This is a genomic window from Streptomyces sp. WAC06614, from assembly GCF_003949795.1.
Taxonomy (GTDB): Bacteria; Actinomycetota; Actinomycetes; order Streptomycetales; family Streptomycetaceae; genus Streptomyces.
Genome location: NZ_RPRY01000261.1, coordinates 1 through 9,961, shown reverse-complemented (window position 1 = coordinate 9,961; position 9,961 = coordinate 1). Strand labels below are relative to the sequence as shown.

Sequence of the window (9,961 nt, the reverse complement as noted above, 5' to 3'; positions counted from 1 at the left end):
GGTGCGGGGGGCGGGCGCGGGGGTGGTGGTCGTGCGGGTCAGGTAGGCGGTCAGGACGACGGTCAGGGCTGCGGTCTCGGCCGCGTCGGGGACGCCCCTGACGACCCGCCAGGAGGCGTCGGGTCCGGTGGTGTCGCCGCTCATACCGGCGGGTTCCCGTGCTTGCGGGAGGGCAGGTCGGCGTACTTGGCGCGGAGCATCGCGAGGGCGTCGACCAGGACCGAGCGGGTCTCGGACGGGCTGATGACGTCGTCGACGAGGCCGCGTTCGGCCGCGTAGTAGGGGTGCATCAGCTCGGTCGTGTACTCCTTGATCTTCTGCGCGCGCATCGCGTCCGGGTCGTCGGCGGCGGCGATGTCGCGGCGGAAGATGACGTTGGCCGCGCCTTCCGCGCCCATCACGGCGATCTCGTTGGTGGGCCAGGCCAGCGCCAGGTCCGTCCCGATGGAGCGGGAGTCCATCACGATGTACGCGCCCCCGTACGCCTTGCGCAGCACCAGCGAGATCCGCGGCACGGTGGCGTTGCAGTAGGCGTACAGCAGCTTGGCGCCGTGCCGGATGATGCCGCCGTGCTCCTGGTCCACGCCCGGCAGGAAGCCGGGCACGTCGACCAGGGTGACCAGCGGGATGGAGAAGGCGTCGCAGAACTGGACGAAGCGGGCCGCCTTCTCGCTGGCGTGGATGTCGAGGACGCCGGCCAGCGCGGCGGGCTGGTTGGCGACGAACCCGGTGACGTGGCCGTCCATCCGGGCGAGGGTGCAGACCACGTTCGGCGCCCAGGCCGGCTGGACCTCGAAGTGCTCGCCGTGGTCGACGACCTCCTCGACGACCTTGCGGATGTCGTACGACTGCTGCGGGTTGACCGGGACGATGTCCACCAGGGCGTCGGTGGCCCGGTCGGCGGGGTCGTCGCAGTCCGCGCGCGGGGCGGTCTCGCGGTTGTTGGAGGGCAGGAGGGACAGCAGGTGGCGTACGTCCTCCAGGCAGCTCGCCTCGTCGTCGTAGGCGAAGGCGGCCACGCCCGAGGTGGCGGCGTGCACGTCCGCGCCGCCCAGGCCGTTCTGGGTGATCTCCTCGCCCGTCACCGCCCGCACCACGTCGGGGCCGGTGATGAACATCTGCGAGGTCCCGCGGACCATGAACACGAAGTCGGTCAGGGCCGGGCTGTACGCGGCCCCGCCCGCGCACGGGCCCAGCATCACGGAGATCTGCGGGATGACCCCGGAGGCCCGGGTGTTGCGCTGGAAGATGCCGCCGTAGCCGGCGAGCGCCGAGACGCCCTCCTGGATCCGGGCGCCCGCGCCGTCGTTCAGCGACACCAGCGGCGCGCCGGCGGCCTCGGCGAGGTCCATCACCTTGTGGATCTTCTCGGCGTGGGCCTCGCCCAGCGCCCCGCCGAAGATGCGGAAGTCGTGGGCGTAGACGAAGACCGTGCGGCCCTCGACGGTGCCCCAGCCGGTGACCACACCATCGGTGTAGGGCCGCTTGTCCTCCAGTCCGAATCCGCTCGCGCGGTGCCGGCGCAGTGTCTCGATCTCGTGGAAGGAGTCCGGGTCCAGGAGGAGGTCGATCCGCTCCCGCGCGGTCAGCTTGCCCTTGGCGTGCTGGCGCTCCGTGGCCCGCTCGTCGGGTCCCGCGACGGCCAGGGCCTTGATGTCGGCCAGCTCCGCCGTACGGTCCAGGAGCGGCACGGGCACGGGTACGGGTGGGGCGTCGGCGATGGTCATATGGGCTCCTCCACGACTGAAGGCCGGATTCAGCCACCGTCGCGCGAGGGGCTCAAGAGCCTGTCGAGACCTGCTCGAATCCCCCGCGACCCGGCGGCCGTACAGCCGTATGATCGCGGTGACTTGACGATTCGATGACTCTTCCATGACCTGACCACGAGCAGGGGGAATCCGACGTGGAAACCGCACGGCTCGCGTCGCTCATCGCCGCGACGATCACGATGGGCCTGGTCAGCGGCCTGTTCTACGGCTTCTCGGTCTCGGTGATGCCGGGCCTGAAGCGCACCGACGACCGTACGGTCATCGAGGTGATGCAGAAGATCAACGTGGCGATCCTGAACGGCTGGTTCGTCCTCGGCTACATCGGCGCGTTCCTCTTCACGGCCCTCGCGGTCGGCCTGCACGTCCCCTCCGACGGCCGTGACGTCCTGCCTCCGCTGGTCGCCGCCCTGGTGCTGTACATCGCCGCGATGGGCGTGACCAACAAGGTGAACATCCCGCTCAACAACGCCCTGGAGAAGGCCGGCCCGGTCGCCCGGATCGCCGACCCGGCCGCCGTCCGGCGGGCCTTCGAGGGCCCGTGGGTCCGCGCCAACGTCTGGCGCACCCTGCTGTGCACGGCGTCGCTGGGCTGCCTGGGCTGGGCGCTGTTCGCGTACGGCGCCCTGAGGTGACGCAGAGGCCCCGCCGGTCCGGCCGGCGGGGCCTCGTACGTCGAGCGGCTGGTGCGGACGCGGGGTCAGCGGCGCGCGGTGGCCCGGCCGTAGAGGACCAGGGCGCGGGAGAGGGCGGTCAGGGCCGCCGTGCACAGCAGGGTGCGGACGATGTTCGTGGAGACCCAGGTGCTCTTGAACTTGTCCACGATCGAGAAGTCGGTCAGCTTCGCCGCGTCGCCGACGTCCTTGAGCTCGTTGTTCAGCGGGATGTTGACGGTGAAGGTGATCATGAGGACCACCAGGTACGCCACGGCCGCGGCACCGACGAACAGCGCGACCGCCCTGCGCCCCTTGCGGAACTCGATGACGGCCGACGCGCCGGCGGCCACCAGCGCGAGGATGAAGGCCATGCCGAACAGGCCGTTGCCGTCGATCTCGGCGTTGAAGTTCTGCATCGCGGTGACGTACGTGCGCGGGTCGGCGTCGGCCAGACCCGGCATCACGGAGATGTCGTAGGCGAAGAACAGGCCGGCCATCAGGCCGATCAGGACGGTCGCCAGCACCATCAGGGAGGTGCCGAGCTTGGTGCTCCCCTCGGTGGTGGCCGGCGGGGGCGGGGGCGGGTAGGTGGCACCGGGCGGACCCGCTGCGTACGGGTTGTGGCCACCGGCCTGACTGGGGTTCATCGGGTGCGTCCCATCTGGGTGGTCGGAAGTGCTGTCTGCCCTAGGCACGGACAACCGATCGTGGCACCCCCGTGTCAGTGCCTGCCATGGGTTTCGACCCGCCCTTGAGCCGGGTTCGAGACGGGCGGCGGGATCCGGCCGGACAGCACCGGACCCCGTACCGCCACGAGGCTCGGGAACTGCTCAGTAGCGGTAGTGGTCCGGCTTGTACGGGCCCTCGACGGGGACGCCGATGTAGTCGGCCTGCTCCGGGCGGAGGGTCGTGAGCTTGACGCCGAGGGCGTCGAGGTGGAGGCGGGCGACCTTCTCGTCGAGGTGCTTGGGCAGCACGTAGACGTCGGTCGGGTACTCCTCGGGCTTGGTGAACAGCTCGATCTGGGCCAGGGTCTGGTCCGCGAAGGAGTTGGACATCACGAAGGACGGGTGACCGGTCGCGTTGCCGAGGTTGAGCAGACGGCCCTCGGACAGCACGATCAGGACCTTGCCGTCGGGGAAGGTCCAGGTGTGGACCTGCGGCTTGACCTCGTCCTTGACGATGCCGGGGATCCTGGCCAGGCCGGCCATGTCGATCTCGTTGTCGAAGTGGCCGATGTTGCCCACGATCGCCTGGTGCTTCATCTTGGCCATGTCGGAGGCCATGATGATGTCCTTGTTGCCCGTGGTGGTGATGAAGATGTCGGCGGTCTCCACGACCTCGTCCAGGGTGGTGACCTGGTAGCCGTCCATCGCCGCCTGCAGGGCGCAGATCGGGTCGATCTCGGTGACGATCACCCGGGCACCCTGGCCGCGCAGGGACTCCGCGCAGCCCTTGCCGACGTCGCCGTAGCCGAAGACCACCGCGGTCTTGCCGCCGATCAGGACGTCGGTGGCGCGGTTGATGCCGTCGATCAGGGAGTGGCGGCAGCCGTACTTGTTGTCGAACTTCGACTTGGTGACGGCGTCGTTCACGTTGATCGCCGGGAAGAGCAGGGCGCCCTCGCGGTGCATCTCGTAGAGGCGGTGGACGCCGGTGGTGGTCTCCTCGGTCACGCCGCGGATGCCGGCGGCCAGCTTGACCCAGTCCAGCTTGCTGTCGCGCAGCAGCTGGAAGACGATGCGCAGCTCGTCGTTGTCGGCCGTCGCCGGGTCCGGCACGGAGCCGGCCTTGGCGAACTCCACGCCCTTGTGGACCAGGAGGGTGGCGTCACCGCCGTCGTCCAGGATCATGTTGGGGCCGTCGGCGTCCGGCCAGGTCAGCGCCTGCTCCGTGCACCACCAGTACTCCTCCAGGGTCTCGCCCTTCCAGGCGAACACCGGGATGCCGGCGGCGGCGATGGCGGCGGCCGCGTGGTCCTGGGTGGAGAAGATGTTGCAGGAGGCCCAGCGGACCTCGGCGCCGAGGGCGACCAGGGTCTCGATCAGGACGGCCGTCTGCACGGTCATGTGCAGCGAGCCGGTGATCCGGGCGCCGGCCAGCGGCTGCGTGGCGGCGTACTCCTTGCGGATCGACATCAGGCCCGGCATCTCGTGCTCGGCCAGGCTGATCTCCTTGCGGCCGAACTCGGCGAGGGAGAGGTCTGCGACCTTGAAGTCCATGGGTGCTGCTCCTCGTGGTTCGTCGAGAGGGAGGGTACGGCTGAGCTGTGCACCTCGGGGGCGCACCAGCGCAGTCCGTCGGAGGTCCTCTCTCCCCTCGGCCGGTCGCGGAGACCGCCCGACCGCCATCAGCAGCGACGTCTGACACCGAGAGACGAATCTACACCGATCGGCGCAGCGCGCCCCAGTCCACGAGGGAATCCGGGGGCCGATTTCAGGCCGTCCGGCGCGCCGGTTTCAGGCCTTTTGGACTTTTGATGCGTCCCTTCCTGCGGCAGGATTCCGGGTGGACCGCGACGAGAGGAGAGGGCAGTGACCAGCACGGCCGGACCGTCCGGCGGCGGGAACGGCACGAGCGGGCGCAGGCGCCCGAAGGTGCTCGCCGTCACCGCGTGCCCCACCGGCATCGCGCACACGTACATGGCCGCCGAGAAGCTCCAGCAGGCGGCGGAGCGGCTCGGGGTGGACATCAAGGTCGAGACGCAGGGCTCGATCGGGGCGGAGAACATCCTCTCCGACAACGATGTCAGCGAGGCGGACGGGATCATCATCGCCGCGGACAAGGAGGTCGACCGCGAGCGCTTCGCCGGCAAGCGGGTGCTGGCCACCGGGGTGGCGGACGGGATCCACCGGCCCGAGGAGCTGATCGAAGGGGTGCGCAGTGCGCCGGTGCAGGAGGGCACGGCGGGCGCGGGCCGCGGCTCAGGCGGGGGCAAGGAGCGCAGCCTGGCGTACAAGGCGCTGATGAACGGCGTCTCGTACATGATCCCGTTCGTGGTGGTCGGTGGTCTGCTGATCGCCGTGTCGCTGGCGGTGGGCGGGGAGCCCACGGCCCAGGGGCTGGTCATCCCGGAGGGCTCCTTCTGGAAGGACGTGAACAACCTCGGCGTCATCGGCTTCACGCTGATGGTGCCGATCCTGTCGGGCTACATCGCGTACGCCATCGGCGACCGCCCGGCCCTGGTGCCGGGCATGATCGGCGGCTGGATCGCCACCCATGGCGCGCTGTACGGGAACGCGGACGCGAACGCCGGGTTCATCGGCGGCATCGTGACCGGTTTCCTGGCCGGTTACCTGGTCGCGTGGATCAAGAAGGTCGAGGTCCCCAAGGTCGTCCGGCCGATCATGCCGATCATCGTGATCCCGATCGTGGCGACGACCGCGGTCGGGCTGTTCTTCATCCACGTCCTCGGCCGGCCCATCACCTGGGTGTTCACCACGCTGACGGACTGGCTGGCGGGGTTGACCGGCACCAGCGCGATCCTGCTGGGCGCGCTGCTCGGCCTGATGATCGCCTTCGACATGGGCGGTCCGGTCAACAAGACGGCGTTCCTGTTCGGTGCGGGCCTGATCGCCTCCGGGAACTACGCCGTGATGGGCATGTGCGCCGCGGCCATCCCGGTCATGCCGCTGGGCCAGGGCCTGGCCACGCTGATCCGCCGGAAGCTGTACTCCGAGCAGGAGCGGGAGACGGGCATGGCGGCGCTGTTCATGGGCGTGTTCGGCATCTCCGAGGGCGCGATCCCGTTCGCGGCGGCGCGGCCGGCGCAGGTGATCCCGGCGAACATGCTGGGCGGCGCGGTGGCCGGTGCCCTCGCCGGGATGGCGGGCGTGGGCGACGCCGTGCCGCACGGCGGGCCGATCGTGGCCGCGCTGGGTGCGGTCAGTGGCGTGGGCTGGTTCCTGGTGGCCGTCGCGGCCGGCACGCTGGTGACCGCGCTGACCACGAACGCGCTGATCGGGCTCCGGGGGCGTCGGAACGGGGCCCTGGCCGGGGCCGTCCCGGACAGGGCGGCGCCGGAGCCCGAGCCGGTGCCCGTGGGCGCCGGGTCGGCTGCGGTCGGGACCGGGACGGCCGGGGCGGCCGGGGCCGGGAGCGTGCCCGTGCCGAGCGTGGCCGCCACGGCCGTGCCGGCCGGGACGGCGACCCCGGCGTCGGCCACGGCGGAGCCGGCCGCGCCGGAGGTGCTGTCCGGGTACCTCACGGAGCGGACGGTGCGCACGGCACTGGCGGCGGACACCAAGGAGGCCGCGATCCGCGAGATGGCCGGGCTGCTGGCCGGGACCGGGAACGTACGGGACGTGGACGAGCTGGTCCGGGTGGCCCTGGCCCGGGAGGCACAGGGGACGACCGGACTCGGCGAGGGCATCGCCATACCGCACGCCAAGACGGACGCGGTGAGCCGCCCGACGGTCGGCTTCGCGCGGTCCGCGGCGGGCATCGAGTGGGGGTCGCTCGACGGGACGAAGGCCGGGCTGGTGTTCATGATCGCGGTGCCGGAGGCCGCCGCGGGCGACGAGCACCTGCGGATCCTGGCCCTGCTCTCGCGCAAGCTGATGGACCCGGACTACCGGGACCGGCTGCGTACGGCCCCGGACGGGGCGGCGGTCCTGGAGGTGCTGCGGGAGATCCGCTGACCCCTGCGTAGGCTGCCCGCCGTCGACAACAGGCGGAGGGGTGGGTTCATGGAACGCGGGCCGGGGCGGAGACTCGGGATCTGGGCGATCGTGCTGCTGGTCGTGGGCGCGGTGGCGGTGCTGACGCCGCCGGTGCTGACGGTGGTGCTGGACCAGCAGCCGGTCCGGGTCCGGTCGGTGGGGTCGGACCACATGGAGCCGACGTACCGGCGGGGCGACCGGGTCTTCCTCGCCGCCGAGGACGGCGGGAGCCCGCGGGTCGAGCGCGGTGACGTGGTGCTGTTCTCGTCCCCCGACTGGGACCGGGGGGACCACGTCGAGCGCGTGGTGGCGCTCGGCGGCGACCGGATCTCGTACCGCAGGGGCGATGCCACGCTCCGGCTCAACGGGCAGCCGCTGGACGAGCCGTACCTGAAGGACCGCCGGACTCCGGCGACCGTCGACTTCGACGTCGTGGTGCCGGAGGGGCGGATGTTCCTGATGGGAGACAACCGGGGCAACTCCGCCGACTCCTCGTACCGCGGGAGCAACGGCAGGCAGGGGACCGTCGCGGTGTCGGCCGTGACGGGGAAGGCCGTCGGGCGACCGACGGGGCTGCTCGTGCTCGGCGGGGCCGAACTGCTCGGCGTGCTGGTGTTCCTCGTCGGGGCCGGGCTCGGGACCGCGGCGCTGGTCGTACGGCGACGGGCGCGCAAGCGGCAGGCCGCGTGGCCGGGCCCGCACGGGCCGGTGCCGGGCTGGCCGGGTGCGCACGGGCCGGGGGCGGGCGTCTGACGGTGCGACGCCGCCCGTACGGCGCTCACGGCGTAGTGCGGCGGGGACGACGAAGGCCCCGCGGCCCGTTCGGGCGGCGGGGCCTTCGTGCGGGCTCACTTCGCGGCGGGCGTCCGCAGGATGTCCGGCTCCAGGTAGATCACGCGGGCGATCGGGACGGCCTCGCGGATGCGGGACTCGGCCGCGTCGATGGCGCGGGCCACCTCGGCGGCGGTGTCGTCGTGCTGGACGGCGATCTTCGCGGCGACCAGCAGTTCCTCGGGGCCGAGGTGCAGCGTGCGCATGTGGATCAGGCCGGTGACGGTGTCGCCGTCGACGATGGCCGCCTTGATCTTCGCGACCTGGTCGGCGCCGGCGGCCTCACCCAGCAGCAGGGACTTGGTCTCGGCGGCGAGCACGATCGCGATCAGGATGAGGAGGGCGCCGATGCACAGGGTGCCGATGCCGTCCCAGACGCCGTCGCCGGTCAGCAGCGCCAGGCCGACGCCGCCCAGGGCCAGCACCAGGCCGACGAGCGCGCCGAAGTCCTCCAGGAGGACGACGGGCAGCTCGGGGGCCTTGGCGCGGCGGATGAACTGCTTCCAGGTCAGGGTGCCGCGCAGCTCGTTCGACTCCTTGATGGCGGTGCGGAAGGAGAAGCCTTCCGCCACGATCGCGAAGACGAGCACGCCGACCGGCCAGTACCAGGCCTCGATGGCGTGCGGGTGCTGGATCTTCTCGACGCCCTCGTAGATGGCGAACATGCCACCGACCGTGAAGAGCACGATGGAGACCAGGAACGCGTAGATGTACCGCTCGCGCCCGTACCCGAAGGGGTGTTCGGGGGTCGCCTCCCGCTGCGCCCGCTTGCCGCCGAGGAGCAGCAGGCCCTGGTTGCCGGAGTCGGCCAGCGAGTGGACGCTTTCCGCGAGCATCGACGACGAGCCGCTGAAGATGAAGGCCACGAATTTGGCCGCGGCGATGGCGAGGTTGGCGGCGAGGGCCGCCACGATCGCCTTGGTTCCGCCTGACGCGCTCATGGGTGCGGGTGTCCCTTCCTAGCCACTGACTACGGCCGCACATTGTTGCAGCCGTGATCGCGGGTGTGCCCGTGTCAGAGGACCACCGTGGCGCGGAAGATGGTGCCCGTACCGGACAATTCCACACTTTCCGCGGCGGGGACGAAGACGGATTCACCCGGGGCGAGGGTCAGTTCGCCGGCCTTCGGGGAGCCGGCCGTGCACAGCAGGATCTGCGGGGCGCCCGCGCGGACGACGACCGGGGCGCAGGCCGGGGCCAGAACGTAGCGGGAGAGGCGGAACTCGTCGATGGGGGCGTCGTAGACCTCCTCGCCGCCGTCCTCGGGGCGCAGGACGTGCGGGTCGCCGGGCTCGAAGCGGACGACCTTGAGGAGCTCGGGCACGTCCACGTGCTTGGGGGTGAGTCCGCAGCGCAGGACGTTGTCGGAGGTGGCCATCAGCTCGACGCCGAGACCGTCGAGGTAGGCGTGCGGGACGCCCGCGCCCAGGAACATGGCCTCGCCCGGCTGGAGCGTGACGTGGTTGAGCAGCATGGCCGCGATCACGCCGGGGTCGCCCGGGTAGTGGTGGGCCAGCGGCGCGTACGGGGCGTACGGGCCGCCCAGGCGCTCGGCGGCGGCCGCGGCCTCGGTGACGGTGGCGGCCATCTGCTCGCGGTCGGCCGTCAGGACGGCGGTGAGGACCTCGCGCAGGGCGGCGTCCTCGGGGTGGGCGCGGAGCAGGTCGACGTACGGCTCCAGGGAGTCGACCTTGAGGCCGGCGAGGAGTTCGGCGGACTCCAGCGGCGGGCGGAAGCCGCAGAGTCCCTCGAACGGCGTCAGCGCGCAGATCATCTCGGGCTTGTGGTTGGCGTCCTTGTAGTTGCGGTGCCCGGCGTCGACCGGGATGCCGCGGGCCTCCTCGTCGGCGAAGCCGGCGGCGGCCTGGGCGCGGTCGGGGTGGACCTGGAGGGAGAGCGGGGCGCCGGCGGCGAGCAGCTTGAGGAGGAAGGGGAGCTGGGGGCCGAACTTGGCGACGGTGGCCGCGCCCAGTTCGGCCTCGGGGTCGGCCGCGATGAGCTCGGACAGTGCCGTCACGCCCGTGCCGCGGTCGAGGCGGGAGGGGGC

The 9,961-nt window shown here is 71.6% G+C and carries 8 protein-coding genes; 3 read left to right on the top strand and 5 right to left on the bottom strand.

Annotated elements, in window-relative coordinates; translation table 11 throughout:
* Positions 1–140: 140 nt before the first annotated feature.
* Complete coding sequence (locus EF918_RS26885; protein ID WP_125651398.1) at positions 141–1,727, bottom strand: acyl-CoA carboxylase subunit beta; 1,587 nt, start codon at positions 1,725–1,727, stop codon at positions 141–143.
* Positions 1,728–1,903: 176 nt separating this feature from the next.
* Between EF918_RS26885 and EF918_RS26880 the strand changes: the two genes are divergently transcribed.
* The gene (locus tag EF918_RS26880) at positions 1,904–2,401 is read left to right on the top strand and encodes a DUF1772 domain-containing protein (protein ID WP_125651396.1); all 498 of its coding nucleotides are present in this window, start codon (positions 1,904–1,906) and stop codon (positions 2,399–2,401) included.
* A 65-nt stretch (positions 2,402–2,466) separates the two neighbouring features.
* Here EF918_RS26880 and EF918_RS26875 read toward each other — a convergent pair whose 3' ends face one another.
* Positions 2,467–3,069, bottom strand: coding sequence for a DUF1772 domain-containing protein (locus EF918_RS26875; RefSeq protein WP_125651394.1), 603 nt, complete (start codon positions 3,067–3,069; stop codon positions 2,467–2,469).
* A 183-nt stretch (positions 3,070–3,252) separates the two neighbouring features.
* Positions 3,253–4,644 carry an adenosylhomocysteinase gene (ahcY, locus tag EF918_RS26870; protein ID WP_125651392.1) on the bottom strand — a complete coding sequence of 464 codons (1,392 nt, stop codon included), beginning with the start codon at positions 4,642–4,644 and terminating at the stop codon, positions 3,253–3,255.
* Positions 4,645–4,956: 312 nt separating this feature from the next.
* Between ahcY and EF918_RS26865 the strand changes: the two genes are divergently transcribed.
* On the top strand, positions 4,957–7,062 hold the full coding sequence (locus EF918_RS26865) for a fructose-specific PTS transporter subunit EIIC (protein WP_125651390.1): 2,106 nt from the start codon (positions 4,957–4,959) through the stop codon (positions 7,060–7,062).
* A 48-nt stretch (positions 7,063–7,110) separates the two neighbouring features.
* Complete coding sequence (lepB, locus tag EF918_RS26860; RefSeq protein ID WP_125651388.1) at positions 7,111–7,836, top strand: signal peptidase I; 726 nt, start codon at positions 7,111–7,113, stop codon at positions 7,834–7,836.
* A gap of 95 nt (positions 7,837–7,931) precedes the next feature.
* Here the strand turns inward: lepB and EF918_RS26855 are convergent, their stop codons facing one another.
* Together EF918_RS26855 and manA are read right to left on the bottom strand one after the other, a co-directional pair.
* Complete coding sequence (locus tag EF918_RS26855; protein WP_125651386.1) at positions 7,932–8,855, bottom strand: cation diffusion facilitator family transporter; 924 nt, start codon at positions 8,853–8,855, stop codon at positions 7,932–7,934.
* Positions 8,856–8,929: 74 nt separating this feature from the next.
* The coding region (manA, locus tag EF918_RS26850) for a mannose-6-phosphate isomerase, class I (RefSeq protein WP_125651383.1) at positions 8,930–9,961 on the bottom strand (1,032 nt) is incomplete at its 5' end.